The organism is Nocardia sp. NPDC050408 (assembly GCF_044458905.1).
Lineage (GTDB): Bacteria > Actinomycetota > Actinomycetes > Mycobacteriales > Mycobacteriaceae > Nocardia.
Genome location: NZ_JBITIL010000003.1, coordinates 578,637 through 595,760, shown reverse-complemented (window position 1 = coordinate 595,760; position 17,124 = coordinate 578,637). Strand labels below are relative to the sequence as shown.

General features: G+C 65.2%; 18 protein-coding genes. 7 read left to right on the top strand and 11 right to left on the bottom strand.

All coding sequences use genetic code 11. From position 1 onward, the window contains the following. Both ACIBJI_RS12510 and ACIBJI_RS12505 read right to left on the bottom strand, forming a co-directional pair. Nucleotides 1–1,242, bottom strand: coding sequence for a deoxyguanosinetriphosphate triphosphohydrolase (locus tag ACIBJI_RS12510; protein WP_364339340.1), 1,242 nt, complete (start codon nucleotides 1,240–1,242; stop codon nucleotides 1–3). A gap of 6 nt (nucleotides 1,243–1,248) precedes the next feature. Beyond that, entirely contained in the window at nucleotides 1,249–1,827 is a 579-nt protein-coding gene (locus tag ACIBJI_RS12505; protein WP_364339791.1) for a YdcF family protein, read from the bottom strand. A gap of 282 nt (nucleotides 1,828–2,109) precedes the next feature. Here ACIBJI_RS12505 and ACIBJI_RS12500 point away from each other — a divergent pair, with 282 nt between their 5' ends. Further along, nucleotides 2,110–2,979: an NAD(P)-binding domain-containing protein gene (locus tag ACIBJI_RS12500; protein ID WP_364339338.1), complete on the top strand. Its 870-nt coding sequence runs from the start codon at nucleotides 2,110–2,112 to the stop codon at nucleotides 2,977–2,979. Nucleotides 2,980–2,982: 3 nt separating this feature from the next. Here ACIBJI_RS12500 and ACIBJI_RS12495 read toward each other — a convergent pair whose 3' ends face one another. From ACIBJI_RS12495 to ACIBJI_RS12485, 3 genes are read right to left on the bottom strand one after another with little or no spacing between them, the layout of a single operon-like run. After that, nucleotides 2,983–3,657: an MBL fold metallo-hydrolase gene (locus ACIBJI_RS12495; protein ID WP_364339335.1), complete on the bottom strand. Its 675-nt coding sequence runs from the start codon at nucleotides 3,655–3,657 to the stop codon at nucleotides 2,983–2,985. A gap of 55 nt (nucleotides 3,658–3,712) precedes the next feature. After that, a complete protein-coding gene (locus ACIBJI_RS12490; protein ID WP_364339333.1) occupies nucleotides 3,713–5,149 on the bottom strand; it encodes a molybdopterin-dependent oxidoreductase in 1,437 nt (478 codons plus the stop codon). Nucleotides 5,150–5,197: 48 nt separating this feature from the next. Then, nucleotides 5,198–5,620: a MarR family transcriptional regulator gene (locus ACIBJI_RS12485; RefSeq protein WP_364339331.1), complete on the bottom strand. Its 423-nt coding sequence runs from the start codon at nucleotides 5,618–5,620 to the stop codon at nucleotides 5,198–5,200. 48 nt (nucleotides 5,621–5,668) lie between these two features. Here ACIBJI_RS12485 and ACIBJI_RS12480 point away from each other — a divergent pair, with 48 nt between their 5' ends. Further along, nucleotides 5,669–6,064 (top strand): PPOX class F420-dependent oxidoreductase, encoded by a 396-nt coding sequence (locus ACIBJI_RS12480; RefSeq protein ID WP_364339329.1) that lies wholly within the window; start codon nucleotides 5,669–5,671, stop codon nucleotides 6,062–6,064. A gap of 5 nt (nucleotides 6,065–6,069) precedes the next feature. Here ACIBJI_RS12480 and ACIBJI_RS12475 read toward each other — a convergent pair whose 3' ends face one another. Further along, on the bottom strand, nucleotides 6,070–7,335 hold the full coding sequence (locus tag ACIBJI_RS12475) for an acyltransferase (protein ID WP_364339327.1): 1,266 nt from the start codon (nucleotides 7,333–7,335) through the stop codon (nucleotides 6,070–6,072). 71 nt (nucleotides 7,336–7,406) lie between these two features. Between ACIBJI_RS12475 and ACIBJI_RS12470 the strand changes: the two genes are divergently transcribed. Continuing rightward, nucleotides 7,407–8,033, top strand: coding sequence for a transcriptional regulator (locus ACIBJI_RS12470; RefSeq protein WP_364339325.1), 627 nt, complete (start codon nucleotides 7,407–7,409; stop codon nucleotides 8,031–8,033). On the opposite strand, the gene ACIBJI_RS12465 is transcribed toward ACIBJI_RS12470, so the two are convergent. Then, entirely contained in the window at nucleotides 8,030–8,950 is a 921-nt protein-coding gene (locus ACIBJI_RS12465) for an NADP-dependent oxidoreductase (RefSeq protein ID WP_364339322.1), read from the bottom strand. The two genes, ACIBJI_RS12470 and ACIBJI_RS12465, sit on opposite strands and share 4 nt — an antisense overlap. 339 nt (nucleotides 8,951–9,289) lie before the next feature. Then, the gene (locus ACIBJI_RS12460) at nucleotides 9,290–10,681 is read right to left on the bottom strand and encodes a glycine--tRNA ligase (protein ID WP_364339320.1); all 1,392 of its coding nucleotides are present in this window, start codon (nucleotides 10,679–10,681) and stop codon (nucleotides 9,290–9,292) included. 291 nt (nucleotides 10,682–10,972) lie between these two features. On the opposite strand from ACIBJI_RS12460, the gene ACIBJI_RS12455 reads away from it, so the two are divergent. The 3 genes from ACIBJI_RS12455 to ACIBJI_RS12445 all read left to right on the top strand — a co-directional run bounded on the left by ACIBJI_RS12455 (nucleotide 10,973) and on the right by ACIBJI_RS12445 (nucleotide 12,833). Beyond that, on the top strand, nucleotides 10,973–11,323 hold the full coding sequence (locus ACIBJI_RS12455; RefSeq protein ID WP_062991218.1) for a helix-turn-helix transcriptional regulator: 351 nt from the start codon (nucleotides 10,973–10,975) through the stop codon (nucleotides 11,321–11,323). After that, entirely contained in the window at nucleotides 11,320–11,760 is a 441-nt protein-coding gene (locus ACIBJI_RS12450) for a Fur family transcriptional regulator (protein WP_397084059.1), read from the top strand. Before ACIBJI_RS12455 ends, ACIBJI_RS12450 begins: the two co-directional genes overlap by 4 nt. Before the next feature lie 173 nt (nucleotides 11,761–11,933). After that, nucleotides 11,934–12,833 carry a hypothetical protein gene (locus ACIBJI_RS12445; RefSeq protein WP_364339316.1) on the top strand — a complete coding sequence of 300 codons (900 nt, stop codon included), beginning with the start codon at nucleotides 11,934–11,936 and terminating at the stop codon, nucleotides 12,831–12,833. Between the two features lie 216 nt (nucleotides 12,834–13,049). Here the strand turns inward: ACIBJI_RS12445 and ACIBJI_RS12440 are convergent, their stop codons facing one another. Beyond that, nucleotides 13,050–14,027, bottom strand: a complete 978-nt coding sequence (locus ACIBJI_RS12440) for a hypothetical protein (protein WP_364339314.1) — start codon at nucleotides 14,025–14,027, stop codon at nucleotides 13,050–13,052. A 102-nt stretch (nucleotides 14,028–14,129) separates the two neighbouring features. Between ACIBJI_RS12440 and ACIBJI_RS12435 the strand changes: the two genes are divergently transcribed. After that, on the top strand, nucleotides 14,130–14,750 hold the full coding sequence (locus ACIBJI_RS12435; protein ID WP_364339312.1) for a TetR/AcrR family transcriptional regulator: 621 nt from the start codon (nucleotides 14,130–14,132) through the stop codon (nucleotides 14,748–14,750). Between the two features lie 164 nt (nucleotides 14,751–14,914). Here ACIBJI_RS12435 and ACIBJI_RS12430 read toward each other — a convergent pair whose 3' ends face one another. Beyond that, nucleotides 14,915–15,520, bottom strand: coding sequence for a response regulator transcription factor (locus ACIBJI_RS12430; protein WP_364339310.1), 606 nt, complete (start codon nucleotides 15,518–15,520; stop codon nucleotides 14,915–14,917). A gap of 93 nt (nucleotides 15,521–15,613) precedes the next feature. After that, nucleotides 15,614–16,771, bottom strand: coding sequence for a sensor histidine kinase (locus tag ACIBJI_RS12425; RefSeq protein ID WP_397084056.1), 1,158 nt, complete (start codon nucleotides 16,769–16,771; stop codon nucleotides 15,614–15,616). Nucleotides 16,772–17,124 lie beyond the last annotated feature (353 nt).

The window sequence follows — 17,124 nt, the reverse complement described above, 5'->3', positions numbered from 1 at the left end:
TCACGCGTCTACTCGCTCCAGTCGACTCTCGGTGTAGGACGCGATCTGGTCGACGATTACCCGGACCCGCGCGGTGTCGTCGGTCGCGGCGTGCCACCACGGGAGCAGCAGCGGATCCAACCCGTGCGGTGCCGTCGCCAGCAGTCGGGTCGCGACCGCCTGAATCCGCTCGCGCTGCTCGGCTTGGCGCTGCTTGTGCACGAGATCGGACATGACGTAGCGCAGGGCGACGGTTTTGAGCATCGCGACCTCGGCGGCGACGATCGGTGGAACCTCGAGATCCGCGGCATAACGGGACAGCGGCGCTGCCCCGGCGACCTCCCGTGTGGCCATGATCGCGGCCGTGGCGAAGCGGCCGACCAGTTCACTGGTGAGGCGCTTCAGCGCAACCGAGCTGGCGAGGGTGCCGTCGTAGGAGGCGGCTTCAGCCACTACGGGCAGTTCTGAAAGCCGCTGAGCGGCACCGATCAGGTCGTCCACCGAAAGCGTGGGATGCTGGCCGTGCCCGAGTTCGGCGAGTGCCGCCTGTTCGGACGGATCGGCCAGGGCGCGCAATTCGATGCGCCCCGCGATCACGCCGTCTTCCACATCGTGCACCGAGTACGCGACATCGTCGGACCAGTCCATGATCTGACACTCGAGGCTCTTGCGACGGTCCGGCGCGTCCTTGCGCACCCATTCCAGCCGATCCAGATCGATATCGTAGGCACCGAACTTGGTGCCCGAACCTGTTCTACCCCAAGGGTATTTGATAGCCGCGTCGAGTGCGGCGCGCGTGAGATTCAAGCCCGCGCTCGTGCCGTCCGCATCCAAAACCTTCGGTTCGAGCCGGGTGAGGATGCGCAGATTCTGTGCATTGCCCTCGAATCCGCCGTATGCGTCAGCGAAGAGGTCGAGGGCTTTCTCGCCATTGTGGCCGTAGGGCGGATGGCCGATATCGTGCGCCAATCCGGCCAGGTCGACCAGATCTGGATCACAGCCGAGACCGTCGGCGATGCTGCGCCCGATCTGAGCCACTTCGATCGAATGGGTCAAGCGCGTGCGCGGGGTGTCGCCGTCACGCGGCCCCATGACCTGGGTTTTGTCGGCGAGTCTGCGCAGCGCCGCGGAGTGCAGTACGCGGGCGCGGTCGCGGGCGAATTCGGTGCGGTGGCCGGTTTCGAATTCACTGCGCGGCGGGCCCAGTCCGGCGGTCTTGGCTCCCTCCACCACCATTCGCTCGCGGGCGTGTTCGGTATACATCGAATCTCACTGCCCCGCTGAGTATTTGAAGTCCGACGAGAAGTGCGTGAGCTGATACCAGAGCAAAGCCCCGGTCTCCCTTGCGATTCCGTGTGCCTGCGATTCTCTGGTGTAGACGGCGGGGCCGGTCCGGGTCGGGGCGGTCCAGGCATCCAGCCCGGCGTCGCGGGCCATGGTTCTGGTGCGCAGCGAATGCCACGGATCGCTGACCAGCACCGCCGAGGACATCTCACGGGCGCTCATGGCGGTCGCGACGGCCTCGATGCTACGTAGGGTGTCCGAACCCGTTTCCACCGCGAGGATCCGGTCGCTCGGTATGCCGCGCTCCGCCAGATAGTTTTTGCCGGAGGCGGCCTCGGTGTAAAGATCGCCCTCCTGCTTACCGCCGACGGTGATCACCTTGGGTGCGACACCGGCCTTGAACAGTTTGTAGGCCTGATCCAGTCGCGCCTCGAACACCGTCGACGGTGTGCCGGAGTATTGCGCGGCGCCGAGGACGACGATCGCATCCGCCTTGGTGTAGTCGTCGATTCGCGCCACCTGCCACACCCGGAATGCTGTGCCGCCGACGAGCACCGCGCCCATCAAGATCGCGCCCAGGACCAGCCGCCGCGCCCAGCGCACCAGCCCGCCTCCGACGCCGCGGGACGGGCCGGTTCCGGTAGCCGAGGCCAGGGTCGCCGAATTCACCTCATCAAGTCTGCCAGGTCACCGTCGACGAGAACGTAACCGGCGGATATCGATCGGCCAATGCTTACCTTTTGGTTAGTACTGAACTTATTAGTCAGTACTTGTCGATAGTGCAGCGGCTATCGAGAATGGATTCCGGCGCCGACCAGCATCTCGATAACTTTGAGGAGTGGATATATGACGACATCGGTGACGGTCCTCGGGCTCGGCGCGATGGGACAGGCGCTGGCCGCGGCCTTCGTACGGGCCGGACACCCGACAACGGTCTGGAATCGCAGTGCCGGTCGGGACGCGGAACTCATTGCGGCAGGGGCGAAGTCGGCGCGGACGGTGACCGAAGCGGTGACCGCGAGCGATCTCGTGGTTGCCTGCCTGTTGGACCATCGGTCCGTGCACGAGGTACTCGATCCGGTGACCGATAGCCTGGCCGGGCGCGCCCTGGTCAACCTGACCAGCACCGAGCCGCGCGGGTCGCGCGAGCTGGCCGAATGGGCCGCGAACCACGGCATCGACTTCCTCGACGGCGGCATTATGGCCGTCCCGCCGATGATCGGCCGGCCCGGCTCGTCCGTGCTCTACAGCGGCTCCCGCCAGCTTTTCGACGACCATTGCGCGACGCTCGAATTGCTCGGCAGCGCAGAGTATTTCGGCGCGGACGCCGGGCAGGCCGCGCTTGTCGACTTCGCCCTGCTCGCCGGGATGTATGCCATGTTCGCGGGCTTCTACCACGGGGCAGCCATGGTTCGCACGATCGGCATGTCGGCAGCGGAGTTCGGCCAACGCGCATCGGGTTGGATCGCCGCGATGACCGGATCACTCCCGAGAGCCGGAGCCACCATCGACTCCGGCGATTACTCGAAACCGTTCCAACCCTTGGATTTCACCAAGGCCGCCGTGGATGCCATCGTGTCGACCAGCCGCGATGCGGGTGTGGACCTGGACATTGTCGGCGCGATCAAGAATCTCGTCGATCGCCAGGTCGCCGACGGCTACGGCGCCCACAGCAGTGAGCGGATGTTCGAAAGCCTCAACCCGCGCACCGCATAAGTCCTACCAGCCGCGTTCGCGCCATTCGCCGAGGTGCGGACGTTCGACGCCGAGCGTGGTGTCATCACCGTGACCGGGATAGACGACGGCGTCATCGGGATAGCGATCGAAGATCTTGGTGGTGACGTCGGTGTAGAGGGAGTTGAAATCTTCCGGGTTGGTGGTGCGGCCGAGGCCGCCCGGGAAAAGGGAGTCGCCGGTGAACAAGTGCACGCCCGGGCCGTCTACCAGGGCGAGGGCAACCGAACCGGGGGTATGACCGCGCAGGTGGACGACCTCGAAGGCCAGGTCGCCTACCTCGATGAGGTCGCCGTCGGCGAGTAGTCGATCGGGGCGCACCGGCAGCGGTTCGGCATCGAGTGGATGCGCGGCGGTCGGCGCGCCGATGGCGGCGGCGACCTTTTCCAGGGCCCACCAATGGTCCCGATGCTGATGGGTGGTGACGACCAAGGCGATGCGGCCCGGCGTCTCCTGGTTGACGAGTTCGACAATGCGGTCGGCTTCGTTGGCTGCGTCGATGAGCAGTGCCGCGCCTGTGGCGGTGCACTGCACTAGATAACAATTATTGTCCATGCCACCGACGGACATTTTGATAATGCGGGCACCGGGGACGTCCCGCTGTTGCGGATTCGATCCAGGGGACACGTGACCGGTGTACGGCAGGTCGATCGTGATCACGCTTCGATGCTAGCCGTGCTCCCAATTGGCTGGGCGACGGCAACTTGACGGACAGTCAGATTTTGATCGTGACGGTGTGAAAGCCGGCTGGCCCGGAGGGGAAGGGTGAGCGTGGGGCGCCGTCCTGGATCTCGCCGGAGCGGCTGATGGCGCGGGCCTGCACGGTGTGTTCGCCGGGAGGCAGGTCGACTGTGGTGCGCCAGCGGCGCCAGGCGGCGGGGGCGAGTTCGGTGCCGAGATCTACTGGGCGCCAATCGCCTTCGCCGATGCGGAGCTCGACGGACTCAACGCCGTGCGGGGGCGCCCATGCGACACCGGCGATGTTGGTGGTGCCCGCGCCGGGCGAGCTGACGTCGATGCGGGCCTGCGGTGTCACCCAGATCGGATCCGAGGGCCAACCGCGCTTCCACCAGTAGTCGACATGGTTGTCGTCGGTCAGTTCCAGTTCAGCAAGCCATTTCGCGCCGGTGTACTGGCCGTAGAGGCCGGGCACGAAAACGCGCGCCGGGAATCCGTGCTCCGGGGCCAGTGGCTCGCCGTTCACACCGATCACCAGATATCCGGGCCACGCACCGGAGCGCAGCGGCTCCACCGGCAGTGAGATGGTGTAGCCGTCGGTGGCCCTGGTGACCAGCCGGGTCGCACCGGTTTCGGGTATGGCATGCTCGAGCAACTCGGCCAGCGGAACCCCGTACCAGCGGCCGTTACCGGCGCGACGCTCACCGGGCCGATTATGCACGCACACCATGACCGCATCGAATTCCACTGCGTCCGCGGCCAATTCGGCCAGCGACAGCCGCAGCGGATGCGCGACCTTGCCGGTCACCGACAGCCGCCAGCGCGTCGGATCGATCCGCGGCGGACTCAGATTGACATCGGCCACGTAGAAACTTCGGTTCGCGGTGATCAGCGACGACAGACCGGGCTCGTCCTCCAACCCATCCCGCGGCACCATCGAAATCCCACCCACCGGGCCGACCCGACGGATCGCATCGCGGTGTCTGCGGTCGTGGTCGCGAATCAGCGCCCGCGCCCCGGCCAACAGTCCGGCACCGGCGCCTGCCCACAGCAGCGCGCCGAGCGGTCCACGCGGGCGCCTACGCAGCCCGAGGCCGAGCACACCTGCGGCGGCGACCGCACCGGCGACGGTGGCGGACGATCGGGTCGATCGACGGAAACCCAAAGCGGCTGCGGCGGCACCGACGGCTGCGAGGGCAGGGGTACGCGCTTGATCGGAAAGCACACCGAGCCCGACCGTCGCGGCGACCGCACCGGCCCCGACGCCGATGCGCGTCACGACCTTGTCGTGCTTACCGGATAAGGCGACGGTCGTCTCCACCACCGGCACCGGCGCGGTATCGGCCATGACCCGACCGATCGCATCGATCAGCGAATCACCGCGCGAGGCCGCGATCAACTCGCCGACGCCCAGCGCCCCGACGCCGATCGCGGCGGCACCGAGCACGCCCCCGCGTTCTCCGTTGGTCCGCACCGTTCGAACACCCGCTCTCCTCGACACATCTACGAACCTACCGCCTCCTCATTCCTGCAGCGCCTCGATGAACCGGGCCAACAACTCTCGCAACAGTTCGCGCTCCTTCGCACTGAAGGCGGCGGCCACACGGCGCTCGATCGCGGCGGCCTTGGCATCGGCCTTGGCGAAAGCTTTGCGACCCGCGGGGGTGAGGCGGGTTTCGAGCACACCGCGGTGCCAGGGATGCGGTGTGCGCTCCACGAAACCGCGCTCCTGCAGATTTTTGAGGACCACCGTCATCGCCTGCGGCGTCACCAGACATTCGCGGGCGAGGGCGGCAGCGGAGATGCCCGGGTTCTCCGACAGCGCGTAGAGAGCGGCGTACTGCGGCACCGTAAGCGGTTTGACCGCCTCGTGTTTGACGGCCATCAGCTCCTGCTCGGCGCGCTTGAGGTCCAGACCGAGCCGCTGCTGCGCAGGCAATTTCATAAGTGTCAAAGATAGCTGAACTATCAAAGCCTTGATAGTCTTTGAAGTATGGATAACCCCGTAATCCCCGAGAGTCACGCCGATTTGCTATCCCGGCCGCTGTTCGCCCATCTCGCCACGCTGAACCCGGACGGCACTCCGCAGGTGACGCCGGTATGGCAGGTGTGGGATGGCGGTCGCCTGCGCTTCACCACCACGATCGATCGACGCAAAGCCGTCAATACCAAGCAGAATCCCGAAGTCGCGGTGAGCATCAACGATCCGGACAAGCCCTACCGCTACCTCGAGGTCCGCGGCGTCATCGAGGCCATCGAACCCGATCCGGACGGCGAATTCTTCGATGTGCTCGCACGCCGCTACGACCTGCCGTATCAACGCCCGGTCGCCGACCATCCGCGCCGGGTCGTGCTCGTCATGCGCCCGACGCACGCCACCTATCAATAGTGGCCTCAGGAGTTGACGGCCTCCCCCGCGAGAGCCGTCAATTCACTGCGCACCGCGGACACGAGCCGGTCGGCGTCGCGGCCGAGTACCCCGACCGTTAGTCGGCCTTCGAAGGTGTAGACCAGGAAGGTGATTGCCGCCGAGGCACCCGCGGACGGACGCGGATGGGCGGAGACGTAAACGATCTCGTAGTCGGTGAGCGCGATATTCGCGGGGATGCGGAAGGCAGGCACGGCACCGGTATTCGTCACCGCGATATGCCCGGCCAAGGAGTGGATCCGGTTGGGGCCGAAGTAATCCGGAAAGTGCAGCACCGATTGCTGGACAATGCCCTCGGCCAGGTCATGTTGCAATCGAGCCGAAATGTGTTGGGCCAGTTCGAGGATGTCCACGCAGAGGTCGACCGTCGCGGCGAAAGAGGCCAGACCCGCCATATTTGTGCCCTCTGCGCGCGCGACCGGCGGATCCAGTCGGGTGCGCATATCCACCGGATACAGACAGCCGAGCAGCACCGGATCGCCGGTGGCCCTGGCCTTTTCCGAAGCGAAGGCACGTAGCAGGGCGGCGGTTACGAGCCCGTTGACGGTCACTCCCGGATAGCGCCCGAGGCCGATGATGCGGGCGCTCGCATCCTCGTCCAAGATGATGCGTCGCGGCCGGTCCAGCGCGGGCGGCGCGGGGATCGCGGGTGCGGGCGGAATGACCACGGGTTGCAGCGGCTTGGTGACGTCCTCGAAGCCGGAGACCGAAGAGCGGGCGATCCCGCGCGCCGATACATGCCATTCCAGCGACTGCGGATAGTCGTGCGGCACAACGGTTGTCGTCCCGGATTCGACGTAATCGGTGTAGAAGTCCCATAGTCGGGACAGCAGTTCGACGCAGTGGCCCGCGTCAGCGATGCTGTGGTGGGCGAAAAGTGTGACGCGCGAGCGGCCCCGCTCGGAGTGCACCACATCCAGGTAGGCCAGCTGTCCGGCCGGATCGATAGGCTCCGGAATGCGGACGGGATCCGGATCACCGAGACTCGACGTCATACCGATCTCCGGGGTTTCGCCACGTCGGAGTAGATATCCGCGGCCGGTGGCGTCCTCGCCGATCCGGCAGCTAACCACCGGGTAGGCATGCTGTAGTGCGGTGAACGCCGCCCCCAATGCATTCGTATCGAGATCACCGACGACCGTCACGGATCGTCCGGTGTAGGTCCCCGCCCGCACGAAACGTTGTTCCGAGGCACCCAACACCCGCACCAAAACCTCCTCTTCCCACAACACATGGCCCAGCGTGCGGCAACTACAAGCGGGGCGCAATCCCGAAACCCCTCCGACTGAGAGAGACTGCCCACATGAGTCCCGCGGCACACATCAGTCTCTCGGCGCACCTGGAGGAGCTCGGTTTTCCGCTGGTTATAAGCCAGCTGGCGCATCCGACGGTGGCGGGCATCGCCGGAGGCGATCTGCCCGCATCGGTCTTCCGGTCCTGGCTCGAACAGGACTATCTGTTCCTGCTGGACTATGTGCGGGTATTCGCCCGGCTGGCCTCGCAGGCGCCCGCAGCGCATCTGGGCGACCTGGTGGATCTCGCGCACGCTACTTATCACGAGGAGCTGTCCCTGCATCGGTCGCTGGCCGCCGAATTCGGCGCGGATCTCGACGGTGCGACGAAGGGTGCGCCGTGCGCGGCCTACACCGCATTCCTGCTGGAGTCGGCCGCGTGCTACGCCGACGGACTGGCGGCGCTGTATCCGTGCATGTGGGGCTATTCGACCCTCGGCGCAATCCTCGCCGAGAATCCGCCATCGGAACCGCGCTATCGGCGCTGGGTCGACACCTACGCCGACCCCGGATTCGCGGCGCTCACCCGCCGCTGCGGGCAGATGCTCGATGAGGCGGGTGGCGACCCGGCGCGTGCGGAAGAGTTATTCCTACAGGGCATGCGCCACGAATACGAATTCTGGGACGTGTCCGGCTAAGGGTGCAGCACGATCTTGCCGCGCGTGTGGCGCTGCTCCAGTTCGCGATACGCCTCCTGGACCTTGTCGAGCGGATAAACAGCCGCGATGGGTACCTCGACGGTGCCAGCGGCGGCCAGATCGGCAAGTTCGGCAAGCACATCGATGGTGCCCGCGGCAGCGTTGCCGTCGGTCTTCACGCCGTACCGCTCGGCAGCCTCCCAATTGATGATGGTGTCGATGCGATCGACCGCAATGCCGAGTTCGATTGCGAGATCGACATATTCGGCACCGAAGGTATCGATGAACGCGTCGACGCCCGCAGGGGCGGCCGCCCGGATCCGGTCGATCAGCCCCTCACCATAGGCCACCGGAATCACCCCGACCTTGCGTAGCCAATCGTGATTGACCTCGCTCGCGATGCCGAGAACCGTTGCGCCCCTGGCCCGCAGGAGTTGTACGACGACCGAGCCGACGCCACCCGCGGCACCCGAAACCGCGACGGTATCGCCCGCTTGCGGGTCCACTGCCCGCACGGCGGCGAAAGCCGTTGTCCCAACGACATACAACGATCCCGCGACATCCCAATCCAGTTTCCCGGGCTTGAGTGTCACCTGTTCGGCGGGCACCACCACGTGCGTGGCATGACTGGCCCGCTCATCGGTGAATCCGAGCACCTCGGCGCCGATCTCGATCCCGCCGACGCCGGATCCGACCTCGACGACGCGACCCGCGAAATCGGTGCCCTCACCCGAAGGAAATGTCGCGGGCCAGCGCTCGTGCAGCGCGCCCGAACGGATATACCCCTCCCCCGGATTGATACCGGCCGCTACCACCTCGACGACGACCCGACCGGGCCCCGCCTGCGGTGTCGGCACCTCGACCACCTTCAGTTCTTCGATTCCGCCATAACGATCGAACTTCACAGCTCTTGCCATATCCGGCTCCCGCCTACTCGGTGACATACGCCGTCAACCGAGTAACCGCGTGGGAAATTTCCATGCACCGACGACCGTCGAGGCGTACTGCCACCGACGGCACCAGCCCTGAGCTGACACCCGTGGGTGAGGAAAGGCTGCTGGCAGAGGACGCAGACCGTGCGAAAATTGATACTTCTGGCCGTTCTGGTCGCGGTGTCCTGGGGCGCTACTGCTACCGAGCGGGAACGGACTGATCCTCCAGTCGGACCGGAAACCGGACAGGCGCTGAATTCACCTGCGGTGCAAGCTACGAAAACGCCCTGCCGCAGCGCGACAGGGCGTTGATCGCTATCGAATTCAGGCGCCGATGAGGTGCTGCGCCAGGTAGCCCTCGACCTTGTCCAGCGCGATCCGCTCCTGCGTCATGGAATCGCGCTCGCGGACGGTGACCGCTTGGTCCTCGAGAGTGTCGAAGTCGACGGTGATGCAGAACGGCGTGCCGATTTCGTCTTGGCGCCGGTAGCGGCGGCCGATGGCGCCGGCATCGTCGAATTCGACATTCCAGCTCTTACGCAGCTGTGCGGCAAGATCTTTCGCCTTCGGCGTCAGATCCGCATTCCGCGACAGCGGCAGCACCGCCGCCTTGACCGGCGCGAGCCTGCGGTCCAGCCGCAGACTGATGCGCTCCTCCATGACGCCCTTGGCGTTGGGCGCCTGGTCGACGGTGTACGCATCGACCAGGAACGCCATCAGCGAGCGGGTCAGGCCTGCCGCGGGCTCGATGACGTACGGGGTGTAGCGCTCATTGGTGGTCTGGTCGAAGTAGTTCAGGTCATTGCCGGAATGCTCGGAATGGGTCTTCAGATCGAAGTCGGTGCGGTTGGCGATGCCCTCCAGCTCACCCCATTCATTGCCCTGGAAGCCGAAGCGGTACTCGATATCGGTGGTGCCTGCCGAGTAGTGCGACAGCTTGTCCTTCGGGTGCTCGAACAGCCGCAGGTTCTCCGGGTCGATGCCGAGGTCGGTGTACCAGGCGAACCGGGTGTCGATCCAATACTTGTGCCACTGCGCGTCCTCACCCGGCTTGACGAAGAACTCCATCTCCATCTGCTCGAATTCACGGGTGCGGAAGATGAAGTTGCCGGGGGTGATCTCGTTGCGGAAGCTCTTGCCGATCTGCGCGATGCCGAACGGCGGCTTCTTGCGCGCGGTGGTCATCACATTGGCGAAGTTGATGAAGATGCCCTGTGCGGTTTCCGGACGCAGGTAGTGCAGGCCCTCTTCGGACTCGACCGGGCCGAGGTAGGTCTTGAGCATCATGTTGAAGTCACGCGGCTCGGTCCAGCGACCGACTGTGCCGCAGTCCGGGCACACCACCAGCTCCATCGAGACGGAGTCCGGATCGTCGATCTTGTGCTTGATCGCGTAGGCCTCCTGCAGGTGGTCCTGCCGGTGCCGGTGGTGACAGTTCAGGCATTCGACCAGCGGATCGTTGAATACGCCGACGTGGCCGGAGGCGACCCACACCTGACGCGGCAGAATCACCGACGAGTCGAGGCCCACCACATCCTCGCGGCTGGTGACCATGGAGCGCCACCACTGCTTCTTGATGTTCTCCTTGAACTCGACACCCAGCGGACCGTAGTCCCACGCCGATTTGGTGCCGCCGTAGATCTCACCACACGGGTACACCAGACCCCGGCGCTTGGCGAGGTTGGCAACGGTGTCCACCTTCGACTTGGGTGCCACGCGAGAATTCTCCATCCAGTACGAGTCGGATTCAGATCGGCCGGATCGGGTGAGGCCCGATGCGGTATGCCCCGACGCCACAGCGTTGATCACAAACATATAGCGTTGACCACAACCTATAGCGTTGACTACAGACTATCGCCCAGGTCCCAGCCGTCTTCCACCGCACGGGCCATTCGGTTTTCGCGCCGCATTCACCGACGTTCGTTCGACACTCCGAGGCAGGCCTCGTTTGACATGCGCACCTGTGCATATCAAAATGGTAATGCTTTCCAATAAGGAGTTGGTTCGATGACCGCCGAGACCGCCACCGCCCATCCGCACAACCCGTACCGATCACCCGCGCCAGTGCCGGTGCCGACGCGGAGCGTCCTGGAGGACGCGGGCGAACTGCTGCGCGCACTCGCCGCCCCGGTGCGCATCGCCATTGTGCTGCAATTGCGTGAATCGCCGCGTTGCGTACACGAATTGGTCGATGTCCTCGGTGTCACCCAACCGCTGGTCAGCCAGCATCTGAGGATTCTCAAGTCCGCGGGCGTGGTGCACGGGGAACGCTCCGGCCGCGAAGTGCTGTATGAACTCGTCGACGACCACCTGGCGCATATCGTTGTCGACGCCGTGGCCCATGCCGAGGAAGGGTGATCGTGCCAGATAAGACGGCCTTGCCGGAGAAGCCGGTTGGCATTCGCAGTACCCGACAGCGCAGTGCGATCGCCTCGCTGCTCGGTGATATCGAGGAGTTCCGCTCCGCGCAGGAGTTGCACGACGAATTGCGCCGCCGCGGCGAGGGCATCGGGTTGACCACCGTCTACCGCACCCTGCAGTCGCTGGCCGATGCCGGACTCGTCGACGTATTGCGCACCGACACCGGCGAATCCGTCTACCGGCAGTGCTCCACCGGACACCATCACCATCTGGTCTGCCGACACTGTGGTCGTACCGTCGAGGTCGAGGGCCCGACGGTCGAGGCATGGGCCGAAACCATCGCGGGCGAACACGGATTCACCGAGGTCAGCCACACCATGGAGATCTTCGGAACCTGCTGCGAATGCGCGAAGGCGGACCGCTCCAACGTGTGACGACAGTCACACAGTTAACGGCGCCGGTGCCGAGGAAGATTTCACTGCGAATCACATAACGTCCGGGGGTTCCGGGCGTCGCGCACTGAGATCGAAATCTTCTGGGAGGCAGCGTGCGATCGACCATTTTTGCGGCGGACAGACGCCGGAAAATCACCACAATCGGAGCGGCCGTGCTCATCGGCAGCTCCGCCCTGCTCATGACCGCGTGCAACGACAAGGACGCCAAGTCGGGACCGACCACGACGGCGTCCGCGCAGAGCACCGTCGGCCAGAGGCAGCCGGGGGCGAAAACCGGTCAGTCGACCGTCCGCAGTATCGGCAAGACCGGATGGTACGAGGGCTTCGATATCACGGTGGACAAAGCGACCGTGGTGCCCGACGAGTTCGGCGGCGCCAAGGTGCTGATCGATATCACCTACAAGAACACCACGCCCGACAACAAGACGATCAGCAATAACACCTACCTGCAGGTCGACAAGGAGATCGACGCCGGAGCGAGCTTCGACTCGCCGACCGTGCCCGGAAAGGGTTCGGCCACCGGAAATGTCACCACGTCGGTCAAGACGCTGCACGATGCCGAGCACCTGCTCGACACCATTACCGTGATCTACGGACAGGCCTCGGATAACCAGACCAAGATTCCACTGAAGGCCTCGACTCAGGTCGAAGGTGTCGCGCCGAAGACGCTGAATGTCACCGGCAAACTGGTGCAGGATCAGACGACGATCGAAATCACCAGCGGCACAGTGGCTCCGAGCTACACCAAGAACGAGCGCGACAAGATGGATCTCTCGTTGCGCATCAAGATCATTGGTGGCCCCGGGATCTCGGCGGGCGGACTGAATGTCTTCTACGACTACTTCACCGTGAAAACCCCGGACGGCCAAACGATTCCGGCCGATATCCGCGGGCCGATCAACGAACTGCTGAATACCAACGAAACTATCGACAACGCAAAGAATTACGTCGTTTTCGTGGTTCCGTCCCCGCCCACCGGTACCTACGTGGTGGCCTACGACGCGGAGAAGGGTGCGGGCAGCGCCCCGAATTTCTCCTTCACCATCTCCTGAGAATACCAGCGGGCCAATATCATTCGGATAACTCGAACGGCGCTGGCCCGCTTGTCTCGCCGCTCCTTTATAGGCGCGCACAACAAGTGCGGGTCCCAGGGATACGGATCGCTCACGCCGTGAACGCGATGCGTCGCGGCTGACACATGACACAGGCCGCCACCGCCGGATTACCCGGTAGTGGCGGCCTGCAGTCGATTTCGGAGCGTTTTGGGATCAGACGGCGACCGGGTCGCCGGAGCGGACCGGGGTCGACTCCGCAGCCGAACGGCGTTCGCGAAGTGCGCCTACACCCAAGAGGGCAAGTGCGGCCAGAGCCCAGATGCCCAGGACCACAAGTGGTTTGGTGGCGGCGGCGCCGTCGAAGAAGGCAACCGAGCGCAGCAGTGATGCGGCGGCGCCCGGCGGCAGCAGTTGGCCGATGGCTCCCCACGGCTGCGGCAGCAGTTCCGGAGCCGAGGTCGCGGCCGAGAACGGGTTGCCGACCAGGAGCATGGTCAGCGCGGCGATACCGATGCCCGCGCGGCCGATCGCACTGGACAGGCCGACGACCGCACCGGAGACCGCGAAGGACACCAGGCCCGCGACGGCGGCCAGCGTCAGATAGGGGCCGGGAACAACCGACATCCAGGCCTGGATGATCACGATGCTCAACAGCCCACCCGCGATGCCGAAGGTGATCAGTCCGATCGTCTTACCACCGACCGACGGAATCAACAGGCTGAGCACGACACCCGCCGCGATACCGGACATGACCAGCGGCAATACCATCGCCCCGAAGGCGGTGCCGCGCGGATCGTCCGGATCGGCGGCCACCACATCCTCGACCGCCGGGGCCGGCGCACCGGACAGCTGCTGGGCGATCGCGGTGAGCTGTTGTGCCACAACGGGACTCGCGCCGGAGGCGACCAATACGCGCGGGGCGCCGCCGCCGGTGATGACGGCACCGTAGACGTCCCGGTTCTCGATCGCCTCGCGCGCCTCCGCTTCGTCGGCGGGGTTGCTGATATCGAAGGCATCGGGATCGTGCTGGGTCAGTTTGTCGGCGACCACGGCGGCCAGCGGGCCGCTGACGGCGATGGGCAGATCGCGCGGCGCGATATGGGCCGCTGGCCAGGCGAAGGCGATCAACATCAATGCCTGGAGCAGGGCCGCGGCGACGCCGACACCGACTGCCCGCTGGATTGTATTCATGACGTTCTCCCGAAAATCGAATGACCGTTCTCTTTCGATGTGGATACCGTCGCACGACCTCTCGAGGTTGTCAAGAACGAGCATTCGTTTTACTTTGGAGCCATGCCCAGAGTCAGTGAAGAACACCTGGAACGTCGCAGGCAGCAGATCCTCGACGCCGCGCAGCTCTGCTTTGCCCGCAAGGGTTTCTACGAGACGTCGATGCAGGACATCTTCACCGAATCGGGCCTCTCGGCCGGGGCGGTCTACCGGTACTTCAAGAGCAAGAACGACATCATCGCCGCCCTGGCCGCCGAGACAACGGTCGAGCTGCGCGCCACGATGACCAGGGCAATCCGGTCCGATCCGCTGCCGACGCCGGCCCAGCTCGTCCGGGTCATCGCCGAGTACATAGTCGAGCGCAGCGGTCCGGAAGGTCCGGTCCGGCTCGCACCGCAGGCGTGGGCGCTGGCGCTGGTGCACGAGGAGGCAGCCGAATACGTCAAGGACGCCGTGCGCGCGATGCGCGATCGGTGGTACGAATACGTCGAACGCATGGTGGAGGTCGGCTGGTTACCGCCCGATACCGATATCCACGCGGTCACAACGGCGATCATCGGCTTGGTGCCGGGATTCATGTTGCAGCACTTGATCATCGGCGACGTGGATCCGGAAACCCTGGCTCGCGGCGTCGCGACCCTGCTGCCCTTCGGCCAATTGGCCGCCCACACCGGCGACACATAGTCCGAGGTGCACTCCGGCCGTTCGACGCGAGCCTCGGATCCGCGGGCGCCTCAGTCAGAGCGAGGCACGGTCGCATATCCAGTTGCTACCTCGCACTAGTTGCAGCCTCGCAAGGTAGGCATTGGTTATGCGGCAGCACAGTCCGGCTGTCACCCGCCGAGCGCTCAGAGCCAGCCGAGGCGTTCGGCGGCGCGGACGGCTTCGGCGCGGGTGCTGGTTCCGGTTTTGCCGATGACGGATGAAAGGTGGTTGCGGACAGTGCCTTCCGACAGGTGTAACTGTTTGGCGATGGCGCCGGCGGTAGCACCGTCGGCCGCGGCGGCGAGGACCTCGCGTTCGCGGGCTGTCAGTGGCGAAGTACCGACGGTCAAGGTTTCGGTGGCGAGGGCGGGATCGACAACGCGTAAGCCCATGTGGACTCGGCGCACCGCGTCCGCGAGTTCGCGGGCCGGGGTGTCCTTCACGACGAATCCGCTTGCGCCCGCATCGATTGCGCGCCGCAAATAGCCGGGACGGCCGAAGGTCGTAACCATGAGGATACGGAGATCCGGATGAGCGGCATGCAGTTGCGCCGCGACCGCGATGCCGTCCATGCCCGGCATTTCCACATCCAGCAGCACCACATCGGGTGTGGTGCGCGCGACCGCATCGAGGACTTCATCACCGCGGCCGACCTCCGCGACGACTTCCAGATCGGATTCCAGGCCGAGCAGTGCGGCGAGTGCGCCACGGACGAGTGCCTGGTCGTCGACGAGGAGCAGACGGATCATGCGAGGTGGTCCTTCGACGACGGGAATTGGCCTGAGCGTGCACTTTCGGCCGAATCGCAGCGGAAACTGCACGAGTGCAAACCCATTTCCGGATCACTCGGGCACCGTTGCACGAACACGAACACCTCCCTCGGACGACAGCGTCAATGTTCCCCCAGCGGCCCGCACCCGTTCGCGCAGGCCGGACAGTCCCGACCCGGATTCGACGGTCCCCAGCCCGCGACCATCGTCGACGACCTCGATGCTCGTATCGGTCACCGTGACCGTGCAGTGTCGTGCGGCACTGTGCCGAATCACATTGGTGACCGCCTCGCGCAGCACCCAACCGAACAATTCGCTGTGGCGTGTATCGGGTACGGCATCCGGCAGCGCGGCGTCGATATCGGCGGCTGCCAGTGCGGTTCGCGCATTGGCTAATTCACCGCGCAGCGATACCTCACGCAGACCGCCGACGGTATCCCGCACTCCAGCCAGCGCCTCCCGCGCCAGCCGCTCGACATCGGCCATCTCAGCCTTCGCCCGCGTCAGATCCACATCGATAAGACGTTGTGCGAGTTCGGTTTTCACCGTGATCACGGTAAGTGAGTGGCCGAGGATATCGTGTACGTCGCGCGCGACCCGGTTGCGTTCCTCGACAATCGCGAGTTCGGCCTGCTGCCGTCGGGCCAGCTCGGCCAACCGCTCGCCACGCACGCCCAACTGCCTGGCCATCCAGATCAGGGCGGGTACGAACGACACGTAGAACGGCACCCCGGACAGGCGCGGCAGCACCATCGGCACGAGCAACATCGCGAGCGTCACCGTGAACGCGACATAACCGGATTCCCGCGAGGGCATATGAAAGATCGCGATCACGCTGACAAAGATCAATGTCGGCAGTGCGACCGCGCCTAGCAATGCCATCAACCCCGCGCTGCACGCCGTCATACCGACGAGCACCGGCCACATGCGCCGATCGACCGGACGCTCCACCAACTGGCTGGTGCCATCGGTCCGCCGGAAGACAATAAAAGAACCGACGATCAGCGCCGCGTACGCGAGCAGTGTCGCGGTCGCCAGACTCGCCGTCGGCTGATCCGCGTCCTGCCAGCTCTGGATGATCGGTCCGATCATGTACGACAGCCAGATGACCGACATGAACCCGCCGAACCATCCGCGCCGCTTCCCGTTCGCCCCGATTCCGCCGTCGCGGACCACCCGATCGAGTAATTCGGATGCCGCACCACCCCGCAGCACGGACTTCACCCGCATCGGCACTCCCACACCAACAGCACACACGCCGAACCCAGACCCCGGTTGCGCGCACAGTGGTCGATCACGAGTCTCGACGCTACCGAACCCGCACTTGTCCGCGCCGCCGAAACCCCACGCCCCGCACGATCTCCCCAGCCGAGCGGCTCCGCCGCGCCAACCGACCCAGGATGACCGCCCGGCATCACCCCGCCGCCTCGCATGTGACTGTCGCCCGGCACGTCAACGCCGCCTCGTACAGTCACCGCCACACCATCGCCTCCTAGCTGCGCACTTCCGGACCGACACTGCATCGCTACCCTGCACAGCGCAACCACCTCGCGCATCACCACCGCCTCGCACAACGCCCGGCG

What these genes read in the sequence shown, in the direction of transcription:
- ACIBJI_RS12510 (WP_364339340.1), bottom strand. Translation starts at nt 1,242, where the DNA reads ATGTATACCGAACACGCCCGCGAGCGAATGGTGGTGGAGGGAGCCAAG.
- ACIBJI_RS12505 (WP_364339791.1), bottom strand. Translation starts at nt 1,827, where the DNA reads ATGGGCGCGGTGCTCGTCGGCGGCACAGCATTCCGGGTGTGGCAGGTG.
- ACIBJI_RS12500 (WP_364339338.1), top strand. Translation starts at nt 2,110, where the DNA reads ATGACGACATCGGTGACGGTCCTCGGGCTCGGCGCGATGGGACAGGCG.
- ACIBJI_RS12485 (WP_364339331.1), bottom strand. Translation starts at nt 5,620, where the DNA reads ATGAAATTGCCTGCGCAGCAGCGGCTCGGTCTGGACCTCAAGCGCGCC.
- ACIBJI_RS12480 (WP_364339329.1), top strand. Translation starts at nt 5,669, where the DNA reads ATGGATAACCCCGTAATCCCCGAGAGTCACGCCGATTTGCTATCCCGG.
- ACIBJI_RS12470 (WP_364339325.1), top strand. Translation starts at nt 7,407, where the DNA reads ATGAGTCCCGCGGCACACATCAGTCTCTCGGCGCACCTGGAGGAGCTC.
- ACIBJI_RS12465 (WP_364339322.1), bottom strand. Translation starts at nt 8,950, where the DNA reads ATGGCAAGAGCTGTGAAGTTCGATCGTTATGGCGGAATCGAAGAACTG.
- ACIBJI_RS12455 (WP_062991218.1), top strand. Translation starts at nt 10,973, where the DNA reads ATGACCGCCGAGACCGCCACCGCCCATCCGCACAACCCGTACCGATCA.
- ACIBJI_RS12440 (WP_364339314.1), bottom strand. Translation starts at nt 14,027, where the DNA reads ATGAATACAATCCAGCGGGCAGTCGGTGTCGGCGTCGCCGCGGCCCTG.
- ACIBJI_RS12435 (WP_364339312.1), top strand. Translation starts at nt 14,130, where the DNA reads ATGCCCAGAGTCAGTGAAGAACACCTGGAACGTCGCAGGCAGCAGATC.
- ACIBJI_RS12430 (WP_364339310.1), bottom strand. Translation starts at nt 15,520, where the DNA reads ATGATCCGTCTGCTCCTCGTCGACGACCAGGCACTCGTCCGTGGCGCA.
- ACIBJI_RS12425 (WP_397084056.1), bottom strand. Translation starts at nt 16,771, where the DNA reads ATGCGGGTGAAGTCCGTGCTGCGGGGTGGTGCGGCATCCGAATTACTC.